The sequence below is a fragment of the Streptomyces sp. SID12501 genome, assembly GCF_010550245.1.
In the GTDB taxonomy this organism is placed as follows: Bacteria; Actinomycetota; Actinomycetes; order Streptomycetales; family Streptomycetaceae; genus Streptomyces.
Map to the genome: position 1 here is coordinate 29,386 of NZ_JAAGLU010000009.1, position 20,590 is coordinate 49,975.

The window sequence follows — 20,590 nt, forward strand, 5'->3', positions numbered from 1 at the left end:
GACCGCCCTTGGACACACCGGTGGGGCAGACCGAGGTCCATGGTCTGCCCCACCAGGGTAATGCCCTCGTCAGGAGGTGCGCGAGAACACCGCGACGGTTTTCCCCGGAACGGCGAACGTGCCCGAACCCCGGTCGTACGTGGCTGACTTGGTGACGGGGTCCGATCCCGCCCGCAGTACGGGGTGAAGCGCGTACGAGGTCCCGGCGAGCGGGCCGACCCGCTGCTCGCTGCGCTGCGGTGTCGCGTTGAACACGATGACGAGATCGCCGAGTTCCATGGTGATCACGCCGGGCGTCTCGTCCCTGCCGGACAGCGGGAAGGAGAGCGCCGACTGCACCTGTCCGGCCGTGTCGAGGGAGAAAGCACTCTCCGTCGTACGGATTCTCAGCAGATCTCGATACGCGGCCGAGGCGCCCTCGATCTGGCCGCAGCCGACCCCGATGGTGGTCAACAAGGGCTTGGCGTAAGGCCACTTGGAGGCGTTGTCAGCCGCCATGGGCAGTCCGCGACCGAAGCCGTTGCCACTGCCGCTACCAGTGCCGGTGCCGGTGCTGTCCGCGCAGTTCCAGTGGATGGCGTTGAACCAGTCGCCGCTGTCGTAGGAGTTGCGGTCGAGGGACTTGGAGCGCAGCAGGTCGCTGCCGGCCTGGGAGAGGGCCGGGCCCTGCGAGAGGGTGGCCGTGGCCATGGCGAGGACCTGCATACGGGCCCGGTCGGCGGCACTTGTCGTGGCCGGCAGTTTGAAGGCGAGCGCGTCGAACAGCGACTCGTTGTCGTGCGCGTCGGCGTAGGCGAGGGCGTCGCCGGGGGCGTCGGCGTAACCGGCTGGTTGGCCGTTGTAGTCGACCTGGGCGCCGGTGACCTCCTTGCCGTCGGTGCCGGTGAAGCGGTAGGCGGCGAGGTTGCCGGAGAGGCCCACCTTGATCAGGTCCTGGTAGTGCAGGAGACGAGCCTTCTGCTCGGCCGAAGTGCCGTTACCGGTGGACGAGTTGGGGTCGGTGTACAGCCCGGACGCGAAGCCCTGGACTCCCGGGTCCTCGTCGAAGGGGCCGCCGCCGCGTACGGCGTCACGGGCCCGGTCGGAGAAGGTCGCGATGCCCGTCCCCGCCATGTTCTTCTGCGTGGCCTGCACGAACCGGGCGTCGTCGGCGACCTCGCCGAAGTTCCAGCCCTCCCCGTAGAGGATGATCTTCCTGCCGTCGACGCCGTCCTTCTTGAGGGTGAGCGCGTCGAGGGCCTTCCTGACCGCCAGGATGTTGGCCTTCGGGTGGTGGCCCATCAGGTCGAAGCGGAAGCCGTCGACCTTGTACTCCCTGGCCCAGGTGACGATCGAGTCGACGACGAGCTTGCCCATCATGGTGTTCTCGGGCGCGGTGTTGGCGCAGCAGGTGGAGTTGGCGACCGACCCGTCGGCGAGGAGACGCTGGTAGTAGCCGGGGACCACCTGGTCGAGGACGCTCGTCTTCGCCTGGCCACTGGCGGGGGTGTGGTTGTAGACCACGTCCATCACGACCCGCAGCCCGTCGCTGTTGAGCGACTTCACCATCTGCCGGAACTCGACCGTGCGCCGCGTCCCGTCCGGGTCACTCGCGTACGAGCCCTCCGGCACGGTGTAGTGGTACGGGTCGTAGCCCCAGTTGTACGCGTCCTTCGCGGCGATCTTCGCGACGCACGCCTGCTGCTGGTCGGAGTCGGCGGCGTAGGAGGACAGGTCGCAGTCGACGGTCGCCTGGTCCGCCTTCTTCTCCGGGATGGTCGCGATGTCGAAGACGGGCAGGAGGTGTACGTAGGAGGTACCGGCGTTCGCCAGTGCGCGGAGGTGCTTCGAGCCGTCGCTGTCCTTGTCGGTGAAGGCGAGGTAGGTGCCCTTGTCCTTCGCGGGCACGGTGTCGTCGGCGACCGAGAAGTCCCGGACGTGCAGCTCCTGGATCTCGGCGTCGTGCAGCGGCACAGCCTTCGGCTTGCTGTACGACGTCCAGCCGCTCGGCGCCAGGGAGTTGTCGTCCAGGTCGACGACGAGGCTGCGCTCGGAGTCGGCGGTCAGGGCGACGGAGTAGGGGTCGGTGACGTGGTTGGTGACGACCTTCGCGACGCTCGGGGCCCAGACCTTCACCACGTACCGATAGGCCTTGTTCTTCCAGGACTTGCCGCCGGTGACGGACCAGACGCCGGTGGTGTCGTTCCGCTTCATCGCCACGCCGGTGCCGTCGAGGTCGAGCTTGACCGACTGGGCTGTCGGCGCCCAGACGGAGAGCGTTGGACGGCCCTTGCTGAACGTCGGTCCGAGGTCGGCGATCGACGCGGCGGTGCCGTACACGTCGTCGAGTACGCCGGCGATCTGGACGCCTGTCGCCGCCAACACCGCGCCGTTCGCGGCCCGTTGGGAGGCCACGAGTTGGCCGCGCAGGGCCTCGCGGACCCGGTCTCGGTCGCGCGGGTCGACCGTCCAGGCGGTGTACGAGGCGAGGTGCGGGAATCTGGCCTTCTGGGCGTCGGTGAGGGACGACTCGGTGAGGCGGAGCCAGCGCTCGTCGGTGCTGGTCAGCGCGCCGTTCTTCGCCGTGATCGAGCCGGTGCGGGAGTACAGCAACTGGGTCGAGGCGGCGGTGTCGTTGCCGTTCCAGGCGACGGTGTTCCGGTCGATCCAGACCGCCTTGGAGGTGGTCAGGTCGAGGGCGGCCGAGCTGCCCGCGGGCTGTGGGAGCAGGTACTTCTCCTGGCCGTTCAGGAGCCAGACCTCGTGGCCGTTCGCCTTGAGGTCGAGGGCCTGATCGGTGGAGAGGTCCTTCTCGTCGCCCTTGTGGATGATGTAACTGAGGCTGGTGGCACCGGCGTTGAGCGGCACCTCGTAGACCGCGCCGTACGCGTCGGTCCGTACCGGCTCCAGGGGCTTCGACCAGTCGGTGGGGTTCGTGGCTCCGGACCAGACGTGCAGGCCCCAGCCGTCGTAGTCGCCGTCGGTGCGGTGGTAGTGGAGGACCGCCTTGGACGTGTCCTGGTCGGGGTAGTCGGCGGCGGGCCTCTGGGTCAGTACGGCTTCCTTGCCCTGCTCGGCCCAGATCTCACCGGTCTTGGTGACGTCGATCGAGCGGTCGGAGGAGACGTCCTTGTTGCCGTCCTTGTCGATGACGAGGTAACTGACGCTGGAGGCACCGGGCTTGAGCTTGACGTAGGCGAAGGCACCGTACGCGTCCCGCCCGACGAAGTCGTGGCCCGCCGGCCAGGTCGTGCCCTCGCCGTCGGCGATGTCGCCCCAGGCGTACAGGCGCCAGTCGGTGTAGTCGCCGTCCGCGCGCTTGTAGTGGACGACCGCGTAGTCGCGCGAGGAGGCCGTGGGGACCTCGGGGGCGGGCGGGGTGCCCGTGGTGGAGGTCGCCATGGCGCTCGCCGTACGTCCGGCGCGGTCGATCACAACTGCCTTGTACCGCAAGGGTGTTCCGGGGGCAACGTCCTTGGCGATGGTCTGGGTGACCCGGTAGGGCGCGTGGTCGGCGGAGCCGAGGGTCTGCCATGCGCCGTTGCCGGTCTGGGCGGCGAAGACGACGCGGTTGAGCTGCCCGCCTCCCCCATCGTCGGCGGTGATGTTCACGGTGCCGGTGGCGCCGGTGGGCGGGGCAGTGAGGGTGAGGGAGGGCTCGGTGGCGGAGGTGTCGAGCTTGCCGGCGGCCTTGAGGACGATCGCGGTGCCGGGCCGGACGGTGACGGTGATTTTCTTGTCGGGGCCGCTTGTCGTCGTGGCGCCGGTGCCGTATATGCCCTTGAAGGCCACGTCCGCCGAGCCGGTGGGGAAGGTCGCCGTCTTCGCCTCGGGTGCGTTGTTGAAGGCCACGACGTACTCGGTGCCGGACCTGGCATCGGTGCGGGAGAAGGCGTAGACGCCGGGGCCGTCGGCCGCGTAGCGCTCGGTCTGGACGCCGTCCGTGAGGGCCGGGTTGGCCTTGCGGAGCCTGGCGAGAGCACTGATCTGCTGGTAGAGCGGCGCTCTCGTGTCGTAGGCGTCGCTCGCGTGCGTGCGGTCCGTGCCGAGTTCGTCGTCGTCGAGGTAGTCGGAGACCTTCGAGGCGAACATGGTCTGGCGGGCGTCCTTGTCACCACCCGCACCGGTGAAGCCCTGCTCGTCGCCGTAGTAGACGACCGGGTTGCCGCGGCTGAGGAACATCAGCTCGTTGGCGAGCCTGTCCTTGGCGAGCAGTTCGGCGTCGGTGGCGTTCGCGTTGTCCTGCTTGAGGAAGTAGCCGATCCGGCCCATGTCGTGGTTGCCGAGGAAGGTGACCTGCTCGTACGCGTTGGCCTTGTCGGTCGTGTACTTGTAGTCGTCGCCGAAGACCGAGGCGAGCTTCTGGGCACTGCCACCCTGAGAAGCGTACGAGCGGGCCGCGTCCTGGAAGGGGAAGTCGAGCGTGGAGTCCAGGCGGCCCTGGGTGACGTACGGGGAGGTCACGGACGTGTCGGCGGAGTAGACCTCGCCGAACATGAAGAAGTCGTCGCGGCCCTTCTTGGCCGCGTACGCGTCCAGCGCGGTGGCCCACTGGGTCCAGAACTCCATGTTGACATGCTTCACGGTGTCGATCCGGAAGCCGTCGATGTCGAAGTCCTTGACCCAGCGCTCGTAGATCTTCTCCATCCCGCTGACGACCTCGGGACGCTCGGTCCACAGGTCGTCGAGCCCGACGAAGTCGCCGTATGTGGCGGACTCTCCGGCCCAGGTGGAGTCGCCCCGGTTGTGGTACATCGTCGGGTCGTTGAGCCAGGACGGGACCTTGGCGTTCTTCTTCGCGGCGGGGACGACGGGCGTGCGCGGGAAGGAGTCGGCGTCGACGGACGGGAACTCGGCCTTCCCGTCCGCGTAGTTCGCGTCGTCGAAGGGCTCGCCGGCCTTGGTCAAGTACGGGAAGGCACCCTTGGAGAGGTAGTCGTAGGACTTCTCCTCGTAGTCGACGACATCGGCGGTGTGGTTGGTGATGACGTCGAAGAAGACCTTGAGGCCCTTGGCGTGTGCCTTGGAGATGAGGGTTTCGAGGTCCTCGTTGGTGCCGAAATGCGGGTCGACCTGGGTGAAGTCGGTGATCCAGTACCCGTGATATCCGGCGGAGGCGTCCACCCCGGTGCCCTGCACAGGCTCGTTCTTGAAGATCGGGGCCATCCAGATGGCGGTGGTGCCGAGGCCCTTGATGTAGTCGAGCTTGCTGGTGAGGCCCTTGAGGTCGCCGCCCTGGTAGAAGCCCTTGTCGGTGGGGTCGTAGCCGGTGGCGAGGCGTGAACCGGTGAGTCCGCCACGGTCGTTGGCGGTGCTGCCGTTGGCGAAACGGTCCGGGAGGACGAAGTAGAACTGCTCACGGGTCAGGTCGTTGCGGGCGGCGGTCTTCGCCAGCTTCCCGTCGGAAGGGGGCGCGGGCGGAGTGGCTGCCCCGGCGGACCCCGCAGCCAGAGGCTGGACGAGGGCCGCGGCCAGCGCGATCACGGTGACCGCGGCGACCCGTCCGGCGAGGGCAGTACGGGTGGAACGCGTGGAACAAGTAGCACGGGCAACGCGGGCTGAACGGGCTGTACGGCGCCTTGTCGGCGACGGCCATCTCGGTATCACGGATGGACTCCTTGCGATCACGGCTCTTCGGGTCCGACCCCGCGCGACCGTACCGCCGCCGAAAGGCTTACAGCAAGACTCCTGAAACTTCTGGAAAGAACTTTCAGCAGTTGGAGTTGGTCTGGGTCAGCAGGCTCAGTCGCCAGGGCAGCGTGCTGTAGGACCCCGTGGCCGCCGGGTCCATGCCCTGGTACAGGTACTGCAGGCGGCACGGGTTGACGGTGAGGGTCTGGTCGACGCCGGCCCGGATCATCTCCCCGTGGCTGATGTCGTTGGTCCAGGGGGTGCCGCTGAAGGTGACGTTGCTGGACCGGGCGAAGGGGTTGGCCTCGGTGTCCGCGAGTGCCGTCCAGGTACCGGTGATGCTGGTCGACGTCCAGGACCGGAAGTACCGTTTGCCGTTGCTGCCGATCGCCTCGACGATCAGCAGGTAGGTGTTGGAGCCGGCGAGCTTGTAGACGTTGCTCGCCTCCCACAGGCGGTATCTGCTGGTCTCCGACATCACGATGACCGTGTCGGTGAAGCCGTTCGGGAAGTTGGCCAGGCTGGTCCGCGAACGGTAGAGGTGGCCGTTGTCGTCGGAGGAGAACAGGTAGCAGTTCACCGTGCCGCAGATGGTCCAGAAGTCGACCCAGTAGCCGCTGCCGATGTTGTCCTTGACGATCTGCGGCATACCGTCGGCGTAGAACGTCTTCGGCGCGCTCCACGACGAGGGGTTGGCGATGTCCGTGGTGGTCGAGTACGCCGCGTTGCTGCCGGTCTGGTAGACGAGGTACCACAGGTTCTGCGGCGCGAAGAAGAACACCTGCGGCGCCGTCTTGTACCCGGTGCCGATCGCCGTCTGGTCCAGGTAGTGATGCTGTGCGGCACCGGCCTGCGACCAGTCGGTGAAGTTGAGGTACACCATGCTGTACGCGCCGGTGCTGCTCGTGGTCGAGGCGAACACGTGCCACTTGCCGCCCGAGTAGACCACCGACGGGTCCTTGACCGCGCTGAGGCTGTGGGTGGCATCCGACTTCGGGGCGATCAGTGGCCCGCTCGACGACCATGTGAAGCTGCTCGGCAGGGCGGTCGCCGCCGCGGACGACGGGGCCGCCGCCGCTCCGATCAGCAGGGCGAGCCCGCCGAGCAGGGCCCCCAGACGTCTTGTCACGCGCATCGCGACTCCTATCGCTTGACGGTGTAGGTGACGAGCGATCGGGCCGGGACCGTGGCGGTCAACGCGCTCCCGCTGACTGCGACGGCCGCCTGCTGGGCCATGTTGTTCGAGCCGTTGGTCAGGTACGGAGTCGCCGTCCCGGTGGTGATCCCGGTGTTCTGGAGGCTGTACGAGACCTGCTGGGCGCTGGTGGATGCGTTCAGCGCCACGACGGTCAGCGTGCCGTCGGTGTTGCGGAACGCCGACAGCTTGAGGTTGGTGTCGGGGGTGGTGGCGGCGACGCGGGTGGCGCCGGGGCGGATGAAGCGGCTGTAGTTGGCGATCGCCCACAGCCGTTTGGAGACGTGGTAGTTGTCGCCGTCCATCTGGATCAGGCCGCGGGTGGCGCCGGTCGAGGCGCCGTACCAGTACACGTAGCCGCTGGTGTTGCCCAGTGTGAGGGCGTCGTGGACCGCGGTGGCGACGGTGAACCCGTCGTAGCCACTGCCGTCGTCCCAGTTCTCGTTCCAGGTGGTGCCGTTGGGCGACCACTCCGACATCCAGGTGCGCTTCTGCGTCGGCAGGGGGCCGGTGATCGCACCGGTGTACGTGTGCCCGGTGTGCGTGGTGACGAGGTCGCGTGCGGTCGCGTCCGCCTCGATCGCGTTGCTGTAGCTCTTCGCCTGGCTCCAGCCGAGGGAGTCGCAGCAAGTGACCTTGTATCCGGCCGCGTTCGCGATCGGGCCGAAGACCTTCGTGAACTCGACGGCCTGGGCGGGGGTGAGCCGCATCGAGTCGTAGGTGGCGGTCCAGTCGGGCTCGTTGGTGAACCCGATGTCGGTGACGCCGATGCCCTCCTGGGCGTAGAACTTCGCGTACTGGACAAGGAAGTTGGCGTACGCCTTGCGCCAGTCGCCGCTCGAACAGGTGGCGCCGCTCAGGCCGCAGAGGGTGCCGCCGTTCGCGTCCGCGCCGTTGGTCTTCATGTACCCGGGGGCGGTCCAGGCGTCGGCGTAGAAACGGTTCACTCCGTAGGCCTTGGCCTGCTTGGCCAGCCACACCTGGCCCTTGTCGACACCGTTCCACACGTACCTGGGGGTCGCGTTCGGGCCGCCGGGGTCGGTCGGCTGGATACCGGAGTCGATGCCGAGTCGCAGGATGCTCAGCCCGGCGCCCGTGGTGCGGTTCAGCAGCAGGTCGAGGATCTCCTGCTGGTGCTGAGCGGACAGGCCCTGCGAACCGTTCATGATGGCGGCCCGGCCGAAGTGCTCGGAGAATCCGAAGCCGTCGATCGGCTGATATGTGGTGGAACCGTTGATCGTCGCCGAGGTGGCGGCCCAGGCGTTCGACGTACCCGTCGCGATGAGACCGACGGCTGTCATCAGTACGGCCAAGGACGTCAGAGTGCACTTTCTCAGTCTGCTTACCATGAACCACCCAATCGTGGGAGCGCTCCCATGCCGAAGCCGAAGGTAGGGCAGGGCTCCGACACCGTCAACCCCTCACGCACCGCGCACAGTTCGTCGCACTGTGCGCGGTGAGGGGTGAGGGGTGAAGGCGACTTCAGCAGCTGGACTTGCCGGCGTAGATCGCCAGGGCGGCGTTGGAGCCGAGGGTGGCGGTGAACTGACCCGAACTGTTCACAGTGACCGTGGTGTTGCTCTGCACGTTGCAGTACGACCCGGCGGGCAGGGAGGTCTGATAGGTGCGACTCAGGCTGCTCGACTCGTGGTTGATGGCGACGAAGCCCTTGGCGCCCCGCCCGAAGGCGATGGCGTCGCCCCCGTTGTCCCACCAGTTGGAGACGGACTCGCCGCGCACGGTGTTGCGGAAGGCGACCATGCGCAGGATCTCCGGCCAGGCATGCTGGCACTTCCAGCCGTCCTGCCAACAGGCGCTGACGGTACCGCCGTTGGGCGGGCCGGCGTCCGTGTCGGAGAACTCGTACCCGGAGTTGATGTCCGGGGCGCCGTACGGGTACGCCAGCATGAAGACGTTGGCGAGCGTGTAGTTGGCGTTGTCCTTGTAGCTGAGCGTGCTGCCATTGCGCTCGGTGTCGTGGTTGTCGACGAAGACACCGGCGACCGAGCTGCTCATATAGCCCCAGCCCTCGCCGTAGTTCTTCAGGTAGGCGAGGTTCTCGTTGTTGAAGACGCGCTTGAGATCGTACGCGTAACGGAACTCCTGGACGTCGCCGTTGCCCGTGTACTCGGTGGGCTGGACGGCCTCGCCGCTGCCGTAGATGACCTCCTGCTTCCAGTACGCCGACGTGTTGCTCAGCCGGGACTTGATGTTGGCCAGGTCGGCCGCCGGGATGTGCTTGGCCGCGTCGATACGGAAGCCGTCGACGCCGTAGCCGAGCAGGGAGTTCAGGTACCCGGCGATGGCCGAACGGACGTACTCCTCACCGGTGTCGAGGTCGGCGAGCTGCACGAGCTCGCAGTTCTGGACGTTGGCGCGGTTGGTGTAGTCGCTGATGGTGGCCGTGCAGTCGTCGAAGTCGTAGGAGGAGTACAGGCCGGGGTAGTTGTACTTCGTGTACGACGAACCGCCGGTGCCGGTACCGCTGCCCGCGGACATGTGGTTGACGACGGTGTCGACGACGACCTTCACACCGGCCGCGTGACACGTGTCGATCATGCTCTTGAAGGCGGTGGCGTCACCGAGGCGACCCGCGATCTTGTAGCTCACCGGCTGGTACGACGTCCACCACTGCGAGCCCTGTATGTGCTCGGCGGGCGGGGAGACCTGGACGTATCCGTAGCCGGCGGGGCCGAGGGTACTGGTGCACTCCTTGGCGACCGAGGCGAACTTCCACTCGAAGAGGACGGCGGTGACGTCCTTGGTGCCGGGTGGGGAGGCGGAGGCGGTGGCACCGGGGGTCATGACGGCTGCCGCCGCGACGAGTGCGGTCAGGGCAGCGGACGCGGTACGGCGCTTCGAGGGCGCCGGCCATCTCGATATCACAGGCTGAACTCCTTGCGATTGCGGCTCAGTTGACCCCCCTGCACCGCGGCCGTGGCCTCATTGCCGGGCGCCGACGGGAACGTACCGCTAACGAAAGGTTTACAGCAAGAGGATTGAAAGAAATAGCAAACACTTTCACTGCGCAGGGTGCGTGGCGAGGCCTTGCGCGGCGGAGACCCTCCCCCTGGACGCCGGGGCGACTGATGCCGTAGCGCACGCCTTGCCGATCGATAGATACAGAGAGCTATAGTGCTAGCTAACTAGATAAACGGAGGAACGAGTGATCGAGTTCCACCTGAACGGCCGGTCCGGTCTGTCCCCGTACCAGCAACTGGTCCAGCAGGTACGGCACGCACTGCGCCTGGGTCTGCTGAAGGAGGGGGACAGGCTGCCGACGGTCAAGGACGTGGCGAAGCAGATGGCGGTCAACCCGAACACGGTGCTCAAGGCGTACCGCGAGCTGGAGCACGACGGCTTGGTGTCCGCCCGCCCCGGCGTGGGCACGTTCGTGACCCGGACGCTGGCCGACGCCACGCTCGCCGCGCACGGCCCGCTCCGCAAGGACCTGCGGCGCTGGCTGACGAAGGCCCGCCTGGCCGGGCTCGACGAGGAGAGCATCGAGGCGCTGTTCATGAACGCCTTTCACAACGCAGCCGGAGAGGACGTGGCGTGAGCGCCGTCTTACGAGCCCAGGCACTGGGCAAGAAGTACAAGCAGCGCTGGGCCCTGCAGAACTGCGACCTGGACGTCCCGGCCGGCCGGGTGGTGGGCCTGGTCGGCCCCAACGGGGCCGGCAAGTCCACCCTGTTGAACCTGGCCTCCGGCATGCTGACCCCGACGGCCGGCACCATCGAGGTGTGCGGCGGCCGTCCCGCCGAGGGCGTGGATCAGCTGGCCAAGGTCGGCTTCGTCGCCCAGGACACCCCGACCTACGCCTCCCTGAGCGTCGCCGACCACCTTGACCTCGGCAAGCGCCTCAACCCGAGCTGGGACGACACCGTGGCGCGTGACCGGATCAGTCGGCTCGGCCTGGACCCCAAGCAGCGGGCGGGAAGACTGTCCGGCGGCCAGCGCGCGCAGCTCGCCCTCACCCTGGGCATCGCCAAGCGCCCGGAGCTGCTCATCCTGGACGAGCCGGTCGCCGCCCTCGACCCGCTCGCCCGACGGGAGTTCATGCAGGACCTGATGGAGGCCGTCGCCGAGCACGAGATGAGCGTCGTACTCTCCTCGCACCTGGTCTCCGACGTGGAGCGGGCCTGCGACTACGTCATCGTCCTGGTCGACTCCCGGGTGCGGGTGGCCGGTGACATCGACGACCTCGTCGCCTCGCACCACCGGCTCACCGGCCCGCGCCGTGACTCGGCGACCCTTCCGGCGGGCCTGCACGTCATCTCCGCCAGCCACACCGACCGGCAGACGACCCTCCTGGTGCGCACCGACACCGCGGTCCACGATCCGTCCTGGAGCGTGAGCCCGCTCGGCTTCGAGGACATCGTCCTGGCCTACATGACCAGCCCCGCGAACGCGTTCCGGGACTCCCGACCCACCCTTGAGGTGCTGCGATGATCTGGCTGACCTGGCGACAGTTCCGCACCCAGGCCACGGTCGTGTATCTCGCCCTGGCCGCCCTCGCCGCGCTCCTGGCGGTCACCGGCCCGCAGTTGGCCGACCTCCACGCCCGTGCCGGTGACAACCTGTTCGGCCGGATCACCAGCGCCGACCGGAGCGTGTACTACCTCGGCCTCGCGGTCGTCCTGCTCGTGCCGGCCGTCATCGGCATGTTCTGGGGCGCACCGCTGATCACACGAGAGCTGGAGACCGGCACGTACCGCCTGGCGTGGAACCAGAGCGTCACCCGAACCTGTTGGCTCGCCACCAAGCTCGTCCTCACCGGCGTGGCCACCATGGCCGCCGCCGCACTGGCCACCCTCGCGGTGACCTGGTGGAGCGGCCCGATCGACCAGGCCGTCAACAGCGGCGGAACCGGCGCGGACCCCTTCTACCCGCGCATCGATCCCCTGGTCTTCGGCGGGCGCGGCATCGTCCCGATCGGCTACGCCGCCTTCGCCTTCATCCTCGGCGTCACCCTTGGTGTGCTCATCCGCCGCACCGTGCCCGCGATGGCCGCCACCCTCGCCGCGTATGCCGTGGTTCAGATCGCCGTGCCGCACTGGATCCGCCCCCACCTGGCCACGTCCGTCGATGCCACCTTGTCCTTCGCCGAGGCCAAGCCGGTGAACATCGGCATCGACGCCGTGCGCGAGGTGGACTTCGGCAAGCCGGGCGCCTGGATCCTGTCCCAACAGACCGTCGACGTCTCCGGCCAACCGGCCGCCCTGCCCCCGTCGTTCACCGAGTGCGCATCCATGTCGGACTGTGCCTCCGCACTCACCAGGGCCGGTTACCGGCAACGGGTCACCTACCAGCCCGCCGGTAACTTCTGGACACTCCAATGGGCCGAGACCGGGCTCTACCTCGGCCTCGCACTGGCCTTGACGGGGTTCTGCGCGTGGTGGATCCGCCGCCGACTGAGCTGACAGACGCCGGCGCCACTACGAGTACGGGAGCAACTGTGAGGGGCAGCCGAGACCCGGCTGCCCCTCACCGCACCCGCAGGCGGAGCGGGGTGCCCGTCAGCGTCCGCGGCTACGGGCCATGTACGAGAACTGGGGCTACCGGCACGCGGGAGAGGAACTCCCGTTCCCCGGCTCTCCGCTGTACGACGTCCTGGCCATCACCCTGCGCTGAACCCACGCCGTTGAGTCATCGTCCGGCGGTTACGGTCGTCGACACGACGGTCGGAAGAGAGGCAGTGCAACTGTGTCGGTCATCGATGTGTGGATGCAGCATCCCACCCTTCGCCACTCCAACCACGAGATGTTCGAGTCGCTGCGCCGTTGGACGGGACAGGGGCTGCTGGAGGAGCCGTTGCCGGTCAAGGTGACGGTGGCCGCCATGGCGGCTGCCGACGTCGAGATCGCGCTGTCGGCCGCCTGGTACGGACCTCAGGGCGCGTTGATCAGCAACGATGAAGCGGCCGAGTTCATCGCCCAGTCCGACGGACTCCTGCGAGGGGTGGCCGGCGCGGACCTCACCCGCCCGGTCCAGGCCGTTCGGGAACTGCGCCGCGCCGTGCAGGAGCTCGGCTTCGTGGCCCTGCGAATCGTGCCCTGGCTGTGGCAGCTCCCGCCCACCGACCGGCTGTACTACCCGCTGTACGCCGCCTGCGTCGACCTCGGCATCCCCTTCTGCACCCAGGTCGGCCACACCGGCCCGCTGCGACCGTCCGAGACCGGCCGTCCGATCCCCTACATCGACCAGGTCGCCCTCGGCTTCCCCGAACTGACCATCGTGTGCGGACACATCGGCTACCCATGGACCACCGAGATGATCGCCGTGGCGGACAAACACGCCAACGTCTACATCGACACCAGCGCCTATACCGCCCGCAGATATCCCCGAGAGCTGGTGGACTATCTGCGCGGCCGCGGACGCGGGAAGGTGCTGTTCGGCACGAACTACCCCATGATCACCCCCGCCCAGGCGCTGAAACACCTCGGCGATCTCGACCTGGACGACGAGGCAACCGAGCTGTTCCTGTCCGGCAACGCCCGTCGGGTCTTCAGGCTCTGAACCGGGCGCCGGGCACGGTCGTGACCGGCATACTCGGGTGGAACTGAGTACTTGCGCTCTGGTCGGCCATCTGGTGAACCGGAACGCTTGGGGCATGAGACGACAACTACCCGAACCCGTTCGCCAACTGCTGCCCACCCTGGCGCTCGCCGGGGTGACCCTGGCCGCGTGGGCTGCCTGGCTGGGCTGGGACCAGCAGTACGACGTGCAGCCCGACGGCTCGACGACCGGCCCGTACGAGGTATGGCAGGTGATCGGGCTGGTGCTGACTCTGCTGGCACCGGTGTACTGGGCGGCGTCCCGGCGCTACTTCGTGGGCGCTGTGCTCGGCACCACGGCCGGCCTGACAGTTGCCGCCTACTACGACTGGTCGGACGACTCCAGCGGCCTGTTCGTGATCGGCGTGGGAATGGTCATGCTCGGGAGCCTCGGCGTGACCGCCGCCCTATCCACTGTGATCGTCCACGCGAAACGGGAATGCCCCTCGACCGCCGCAACCCAGTAGGGCCCGCCGCCCCGAACTGGGCGGCGGGCTCTACAAGTTGGAAGACCTCAGGCAGTCGTCCACCACACAGTCGTGTCCGCCGGCAGCTTCGCCTCCTCCTCCACCACCGTCACCTCACCGCTGGCGACCAGGATCTCGCCGTACGCCGGGATCGTCACCGACTCTCCGCTCGTGTTCGCCACGCACACGAACTCGCCGCGCCGGAAGGCGAGTACGCCCTGCGGTGCCCTCAGCCACTCGACGGAGTCGCCCGCGCCCAGGCCGGGGTGTTCGCGCCGGGCGGCAAGCGCCGCGCGGTACAGCTCAAGGGTGGAACCGGGCGTGCCCGTCTGCGCCTCGATGCTCAGTTCGGCCCACTCGGCGGGCTGCGGAAGCCAGGAGCCGCCCTCGCCGAAGCCGTACGACGAGCCCTCGCGGGTCCACGGGATCGGTACCCGGCAACCGTCGCGGAAGCCGTCCTGGCCCTCGCCCCGGAAGTACGCGGGGTCCTGGCGGACCTCGTCCGTGAGGTCGACGACGTCCGGCAGGCCCAACTCCTCGCCCTGATAGACGTATGCCGAGCCGGGCAGCGCCAGCATCAACAGGGTTGCCGCGCGGGCCCGGCGCAGGCCCAGCGCGCGGTCTCCGGCGAGGCGGAGCTGTGTGCCGAGGCCGGGCTCGTTGGCGAAGCGGGTGGCGTGGCGGGTGACGTCGTGGTTGGAGAGGACCCAGGTGGCGGGGGCGCCGACCGGGCGCATGGCGTCCAGGGTGCGGTCGATGACGACCTTCAGCTCCGCCGCGTCCCAATAGGTGGCCAGGTACTGGAAGTTGAAGGCCTGGTGGAGTTCGTCGGGGCGGACGTAGTTCGCCGTGCGCTCGATGGTCGGGGTCCAGGCTTCGGCAACGAAGATGCGCTCGCCCGCGTACTCGTCGAGGAGCAGGCGCCATTCGCGGTAGATGGCGTGTACTCCGTCCTGGTCGAAGAACGGCATGACATCGTTGCCCAGGAGCTTGAGTTGGTCGTGGGATCCGAGGTCGGGGAGGCCTTCCGCCTTCACCAGGCCATGCGCCACGTCGATACGGAAGCCGTCGACGCCCATGTCGAGCCAGAACCGCAGGACCGAGCGGAACTCGTCCCCGACAGCCGGGTGTTCCCAGTTGAAGTCGGGCTGCTCGGGAGCGAAGAGGTGCAGGTACCACTCGCCGGGGGTGCCGTCGGGCTCGGTGATCCTCGTCCAGGCCGGGCCGCCGAAGATGGACTCCCAGTCGTTGGGCGGGAGTTCGCCGCTCTCGCCCTTGCCGGGGCGGAAGTGGTAGCGGTCCCGGTGCGGTGAGCCGGGGCCCTCGCGCAGCGCCTGCTTGAACCACTCGTGCTGGTCGGAGGAGTGGTTGGGGACCAGGTCGACGATGATCCTGAGGTTCAGTTCGTGGGCGTCGCGGATCAGGGCGTCGGCATCCAGGAGGTTGCCGAACATGGGGTCCACGGCCCGGTAGTCGGCGACGTCGTAGCCGGCGTCTGCCTGCGGGGAGGCGTAGAAGGGGCTGAGCCACACTGCGTCGACGCCCAGGTCGCGCAGATACGGCAGCCGGGTTCGTACGCCCTCCAGGTCACCCATGCCGTCGCCGTTGCTGTCGGCGAAGCTGCGGGGGTAGACCTGGTAGATCACGGCGTCCCGCCACCAGTCTCTGCTGGCGGCGAAGGTGCTCTTCGTCGTGACGGCGGAGGTTTCGGCCGGGGCTGCGGAGTGCTGGCTCATAACGTCCTTGATACGTAACGGAGTTCGGGTCATGGGCTGTCGAGGAGTGTGGATGGCTGCGGGTGCGTCGTGGCTGGTCGCGCAGTTCCCCGCGCCCCTAAAGGGGCGGCCCGCGGTGACAGCGGGGTCGGATGGTCACTGGGGGCCGCCGACCCGTACGACGGAGCCGTACGGGAGTTTTACGCACGACCGGGCGTCAGCCCTTCGTGCCGCCCGCCGTCAGGCCTGCCACCAGGTTCTTCTGGACCAGGTAGAAGAAGGCCGAGACAGGTATCGCGACCAGTACCGCGGTGGCGGCCATCAGGTTGCGCTGGGCGTCGTGCTCGCTGACGAAGCTCTGCAGGCCGACCGCGAAGGTGTACTTCGTGTCCGACAGCATGAACGTCGAGGCGAAGGCGACCTCGCCGAACGCGGTGATGAAGCTGTAGAACGCGGCAACCGCCAGGCCCGGTTTGGCCAGTGGCAGGATCAGCCGCGCGAAGGTGCCGAAGGGGGTCAGCCCGTCGACGCGTCCCGCCTCGTCGATCTCGAAGGGGATCGTGTCGAAGTATCCCTTGAGCAGCCAGGCACAGTAGGGCACGGCCGTCGAGCAGTAGACGAGGACCAGGCCGAGGTAGTTGTCGATGAGTCGGAGGTCCGAGAGGATCTGGTACATCGGCACGATGAGTACGGCGATCGGGAACATCTGGGTGACCAGCAGTACCCACATGAACTTGCGGTAGCCGGGGAAGCGCATCCGCGAGACCGCGTATCCGGTGGTCGCCGCGACCATCACCCCGATGACCGTCGTACCGAGCGAGACGATCAGCGAACTCTTCATCCAGTCGAAGAAGTTGGTGTGCTGGAGGACGAACGAGTAGTTGTCGAACGTCATCTTGTCCCAGATGCCCCCGGGGTGGAGGTAGTCGTCCTTGTCAGGGCCGAGGGACAGGTAGAGCAGCCAGGCGATCGGGAAGAGCGCGATCAGGCTCGCGACGGTCAGGATGCCGTGGGAGGCGAGGTCGGTGGTCAGTCTGCGTCGGCCGGGTCGCCCGGGCTGCGGGGGCACAGGTGTGTCGGCCGGGTCCGTCGGCTCGGACTTCTGAACGGTCATGGCACTCATGGGGGTTGGGACTCCTGCCTCAGATCGCGAGCTGCTGGTCATTGCGGTTCAGCCAGCGGCGGTAGAAGGAGGTGAAGACGACGAGGATGGCCAGCAGCAGCATCCCGTAGGCCGCCGACTGCGCGAAGTCTCGCGGCTGTTGGCCGAAGCCGAGGTAGTAGGCCCAGGTGACGAGGATCTGCGCGTCCGGGGCGGTGCTGCCGAACAGCAGGAAGATCACGGCGAACTGGTTGAACGTCCAGATGACGCCGAGGAGTACGACGGTCGAGCTGACGGAGCGCAGGCCCGGCAGGGTGACGTACCGGAACCGCTGCCAGGCGTTCGCGCCGTCCATGTCCGCGGCCTCGTACAGCGTCGAGTCGATGGACTGGAGGCCGCCGAGCAGCGAGACCATCATGAACGGCACACCGCACCACGTGTTGACCATGATCGCGGCGAACCGCTGCCAGAAGGTGTCCTCCAGCCACAGCGGTGACGGCAGGTGCACCGCGTCGAGCATCGAGTTGATGATGCCGCCGTCGGCGAGCATGAACCGCCAGCCGAACACGGTGACGAAGGTGGGAACGGCCCACGGCAGGACCAGGATCAGCCGGTAGAAGGTGCGCCCGCGCAGCTTCTGGTTCAGCAGGAGGGCCAGGCCGAGGCCGATGCAGTAGTGCAGGGCCACGCACAGGGCGGTCCAGACGATCGTCCAGATGAAGTGCGACCAGAAGCGGTCGTACGCGGTGTCGCCCCACAGGATGTCGGCGTAGTTGTCGAGGCCGATGAACTTGTAGGTGGCGTCGATGTGGTTGACGCCGATCGTGCGGGCCGAGTTGAGGCTGTTGGCGTCCGTGAGCGTCAGGTAGAGGCCGCGCACGAGCGGGTAGAGCACGAGTCCGCCGAGCACGACGACCACGGGGGCGATCATCGCGTACGCGTACCAGTACTTCTGGTAGGCGTGCTTGAGACGATCGAGCCGTCCGGGGCGCTGCCCGGGTTCGCCCCGGCGCTTGCCGGTCGCGCGGTCGATGGCGACTGTCATGGGTTCGACACCTTCTGGAGGATCAGGGGGCTACGGCACACACCGATGACCGCCGGAACCGGTCAGTTCCGGCGGTCATGCGGGATCACTTGCTGAAGTCCGGGACCAGCTTGGCGATCGCGGTCTCCGCGTTGCCGAGGCCCTTGTCGAGGGACTCCTTGCCGCCCGCGATCTGCGCCAGCTCGGTGTCGAGCGGACCCCACAGGGAGCTGTACTCGGGCAGCGCCGGGCGGGGCTGGGCGGCGGCGAGGACGCCCTGGTAGCCGGCGAGGCCCGGGTCGGCCTTGACCTCGGCGGTGTAGGCGTCGTCGCGGGTGGGCAGCGTGGAGTTCTTCAGGGCGATCTGCGACTGGGACTTCGCGGAGGTCATGAAGTTGACGAACTTCAGCGCGGCCTTCTGGTGCGCGGCGTCCGAGCCCGCGTACACGGAGAGGTTGTGGCCGCCGGTCGGGGCGCCCGCCTTGCCGGTGGAACCGGCCGGGACGGTGGCGATGCCGAGGTTGGCCTTGTCCTTGAACGCGGCGCCGTTGTAGAAGTTGGTGATCTCCCACGGGCCCTGGACGATCGCCGCGACCTCGCCGGTGACGAAGGCGTCCTGGATGTGGGCGTAGGCGTCGGCGGTGGTGTCCGCCTTGTGCAGGCCCTTGCCGTCGAAGAGGCCGAGCCAGGTGCCGTAGGCCTTCTTGGCGGCGGCCGAGTTGACGGTGATCTTCTTGGCGGCGGCGTCGACGGTGTCGGTGCCCTCGCCGTAGAGGAACGACTGGGCGTAGTAGGCCTGGGTGGATCCCCAGTAGCCGTCGACGCCGGTCTTGGCCTTGATGGTGGCGGCGGCCGTCTTCAGGTCGGCCCAGGTCTTCGGGGCCTCGGTGATGCCGGCCTTCGTGAAGAGTTCCTTGTTGTAGACCAGCGCGAGGGTGTCGGTGACCAGCGGCGCGCCGTACGTCTTGCCGTCGTACTTGGCCTGTTCGATCAGGCTGGGCTGGAACTTGGCCTCGTCGGTGAGGGCCTCGGTGCCGTCGAGCGGCAGCAGGAAGCCCTTCTTGGCGAAGGCGGGGGTCCAGCCGACCTCGGATCGCAGCACGTCCGGGGCGCCGGAGGCACCGGCGGCGGTGTCGAACTTGTTCTGCGCCTGGTCGAAGGGGACGTTGACGTACTTGACCTTGACGTCCTTGTTGGCGGCCTCGAACTCCTTGACCAGGGCCTGGTACGTCGGCGCCTCGTTGGTGGCGTTGGAGGTGTCCCACCAGGTGATGGTGACCGGACCGTCGGCCTTGTCACTGCCGCTGTCGTCTCCGCCGCAGGCCGTCGCCGCGAGGGCGATGGACGCCACCAGCGCGGTGGCCGCTATGCCACGCCGCATGAGTTCTCCTTGAGGGTGAAAGCCCGTGTACTGACGGAAACGGGCCCGTCCGCCGTTTCCGCCGACTTGCCGGCCGCGCCGTTGCCGCCGCCGGGCGACGTGAACGTAACAGCCATGTAAGCGCGACGAAAGACCTTGCAGCAAAAAAGTGCAAGAACCGGCGACAGTTACCGCCCCGTGACCCTTCCGGCTCCCACCGCAGGGTCGCCCGAACCCCGGTCCTGCCGGGGCCCAGCGGGATCTGGGACACTTGTGCAAGACTCTGCAAGCTCTTGCCATGTACGCCCCATCAGACACACGCCAGACAGACGCCAGACCCACGCCAGACACACGTGCCAGACACGAGGGAGCGCGATGACGCAGCAACCCGCGGCGGCGAGCGGCCGTCCCGGCCGTCCGGTGGGCCGTTCGACGGCCCGTGCCCGGCGGCCGTTCGGTGGGCAAGGCGAGAACCGGCCGGTACAGTCCAGCCCTGTGACCACACGGCTTGCCGACATCGCCGCCCAGGCGGGGGTGAGCGAAGCGACGGTCAGCCGGGTCCTGAACGGGAAGCCGGGCGTCGCCGCCACCACCCGCCAGACCGTGCTCGCCGCCCTCGACGTACTGGGCTACGAGCGCCCGGTCAGGCTGCGGCAGCGCAGCGAGGGCCTGGTCGGCCTCATCACCCCGGAGTTGGAGAACCCGATCTTCCCCGCGCTGGCGCAGGTCATCGGGCAGGCCCTGACCCGGCAGGGTTACACGCCAGTCCTGGCCACCCAGACGCCCGGCGGCTCGACGGAGGACGAGCTGACGGAGATGCTCGTCGACCGGGGCGTGGCCGGCATCATCTTCGTCTCCGGTCTGCACGCGGACACCTCCGCCGACATGCAGCGTTACGATCAACTGCGCGCCCAGGGCGTTCCGTTCGTCCTCGTGGACGGCTTCTCCCCCAAGGTGCAGGCGCCGTTCATCTCGCCCGACGACCGCGCGGCGATGACCCTCGCGGTCACCCACCTCGTCTCCCTCGGCCACACTCATATCGGACTGGCCCTGGGGCCGAAGCGCTTCGTACCGGTGCAGCGCAAGATCGAGGGCTTCGTGCGGACGATGCAGGATCTGCTGGGCCTGACGGCACAGGACGTCGAGACGCGGTTCGTCCAGCACTCCCTGTACACCCTGGAGGGCGGCCAGGCGGCGGCCACGGCACTCATCGAACGGGGCTGTACGGCGGTGGTGTGCGCGAGCGACATGATGGCGCTGGGCGCGATACGGGCGGCCCGGCAGCGCGGTCTGGAGGTCCCCCGGGACGTCTCGGTCGTGGGCTTCGACGACTCCCCCCTGATCGCCTTCACCGACCCGCCCCTCACCACGGTCCGCAAGCCGGTCCCGGCGATGGGCCAGGCCGCCGTCCGCACACTCCTGGAGGAGATCGGCGGTACACCCGCTCCGCACAGCGAGTTCGTGTTCATGCCGGAGCTGGTGGTCCGGGGTTCGACCGCCTCGGCCCCCGGGGAACGCACTCGTTCCAAGTAGCGCTGCCAGGCCCGGTGGCGCCCTCAG

The 20,590-nt window shown here is 68.0% G+C and carries 14 protein-coding genes and 1 pseudogene; 7 read left to right on the plus strand and 8 right to left on the minus strand.

The genetic code is table 11. The annotated features are described in order from the left end of the window. Positions 1 to 69: 69 nt before the first annotated feature. The 4 genes and pseudogenes from pulA to G3I71_RS12400 form a co-directional block, all read right to left on the minus strand. Positions 70 to 5,586 (minus strand): pullulanase-type alpha-1,6-glucosidase, encoded by a 5,517-nt coding sequence (pulA, locus tag G3I71_RS12385; protein ID WP_164314062.1) that lies wholly within the window; start codon positions 5,584 to 5,586, stop codon positions 70 to 72. 103 nt (positions 5,587 to 5,689) lie between these two features. Next, positions 5,690 to 6,670: pseudogene (locus tag G3I71_RS12390) on the minus strand (non-reducing end alpha-L-arabinofuranosidase family hydrolase); the annotation flags it as partial. A gap of 83 nt (positions 6,671 to 6,753) precedes the next feature. Then, positions 6,754 to 8,118 (minus strand): glycoside hydrolase, encoded by a 1,365-nt coding sequence (locus G3I71_RS12395; protein WP_239149110.1) that lies wholly within the window; start codon positions 8,116 to 8,118, stop codon positions 6,754 to 6,756. Positions 8,119 to 8,287: 169 nt separating this feature from the next. Continuing rightward, complete coding sequence (locus G3I71_RS12400; RefSeq protein WP_164314366.1) at positions 8,288 to 9,610, minus strand: alpha-amylase family protein; 1,323 nt, start codon at positions 9,608 to 9,610, stop codon at positions 8,288 to 8,290. 361 nt (positions 9,611 to 9,971) lie between these two features. On the opposite strand from G3I71_RS12400, the gene G3I71_RS12405 reads away from it, so the two are divergent. The 6 genes from G3I71_RS12405 to G3I71_RS12430 all read left to right on the plus strand — a co-directional run bounded on the left by G3I71_RS12405 (position 9,972) and on the right by G3I71_RS12430 (position 13,829). After that, positions 9,972 to 10,364, plus strand: a complete 393-nt coding sequence (locus tag G3I71_RS12405) for a GntR family transcriptional regulator (protein WP_164314064.1) — start codon at positions 9,972 to 9,974, stop codon at positions 10,362 to 10,364. Beyond that, positions 10,361 to 11,257: an ABC transporter ATP-binding protein gene (locus G3I71_RS12410; protein ID WP_164314065.1), complete on the plus strand. Its 897-nt coding sequence runs from the start codon at positions 10,361 to 10,363 to the stop codon at positions 11,255 to 11,257. Before G3I71_RS12405 ends, G3I71_RS12410 begins: the two co-directional genes overlap by 4 nt. Beyond that, the gene (locus G3I71_RS12415) at positions 11,254 to 12,228 is read left to right on the plus strand and encodes a transporter (RefSeq protein ID WP_164314066.1); all 975 of its coding nucleotides are present in this window, start codon (positions 11,254 to 11,256) and stop codon (positions 12,226 to 12,228) included. The genes G3I71_RS12410 and G3I71_RS12415 overlap by 4 nt, the downstream gene beginning before the upstream one ends. A 118-nt stretch (positions 12,229 to 12,346) precedes the next feature. Then, entirely contained in the window at positions 12,347 to 12,439 is a 93-nt protein-coding gene (locus G3I71_RS12420) for an acetyltransferase (protein WP_164314067.1), read from the plus strand. A gap of 93 nt (positions 12,440 to 12,532) precedes the next feature. Beyond that, the gene (locus G3I71_RS12425) at positions 12,533 to 13,324 is read left to right on the plus strand and encodes an amidohydrolase family protein (protein ID WP_203730057.1); all 792 of its coding nucleotides are present in this window, start codon (positions 12,533 to 12,535) and stop codon (positions 13,322 to 13,324) included. A gap of 94 nt (positions 13,325 to 13,418) precedes the next feature. Beyond that, the gene (locus tag G3I71_RS12430; protein WP_164314069.1) at positions 13,419 to 13,829 is read left to right on the plus strand and encodes a hypothetical protein; all 411 of its coding nucleotides are present in this window, start codon (positions 13,419 to 13,421) and stop codon (positions 13,827 to 13,829) included. A gap of 47 nt (positions 13,830 to 13,876) precedes the next feature. On the opposite strand, the gene G3I71_RS12435 is transcribed toward G3I71_RS12430, so the two are convergent. The 4 genes from G3I71_RS12435 to G3I71_RS12450 all read right to left on the minus strand — a co-directional run bounded on the left by G3I71_RS12435 (position 13,877) and on the right by G3I71_RS12450 (position 19,051). After that, positions 13,877 to 15,565: a glycoside hydrolase family 13 protein gene (locus G3I71_RS12435; RefSeq protein WP_239149111.1), complete on the minus strand. Its 1,689-nt coding sequence runs from the start codon at positions 15,563 to 15,565 to the stop codon at positions 13,877 to 13,879. A gap of 196 nt (positions 15,566 to 15,761) precedes the next feature. Beyond that, a complete protein-coding gene (locus G3I71_RS12440; protein WP_203730058.1) occupies positions 15,762 to 16,667 on the minus strand; it encodes a sugar ABC transporter permease in 906 nt (301 codons plus the stop codon). Between the two features lie 19 nt (positions 16,668 to 16,686). After that, positions 16,687 to 17,691, minus strand: a complete 1,005-nt coding sequence (locus G3I71_RS12445; RefSeq protein ID WP_164314072.1) for a carbohydrate ABC transporter permease — start codon at positions 17,689 to 17,691, stop codon at positions 16,687 to 16,689. Between the two features lie 85 nt (positions 17,692 to 17,776). Next, positions 17,777 to 19,051: an extracellular solute-binding protein gene (locus G3I71_RS12450; RefSeq protein WP_164314073.1), complete on the minus strand. Its 1,275-nt coding sequence runs from the start codon at positions 19,049 to 19,051 to the stop codon at positions 17,777 to 17,779. A gap of 474 nt (positions 19,052 to 19,525) precedes the next feature. Here G3I71_RS12450 and G3I71_RS12455 point away from each other — a divergent pair, with 474 nt between their 5' ends. Then, a complete protein-coding gene (locus tag G3I71_RS12455; protein ID WP_343242942.1) occupies positions 19,526 to 20,563 on the plus strand; it encodes a LacI family DNA-binding transcriptional regulator in 1,038 nt (345 codons plus the stop codon). Positions 20,564 to 20,590: the final 27 nt, after the last annotated feature.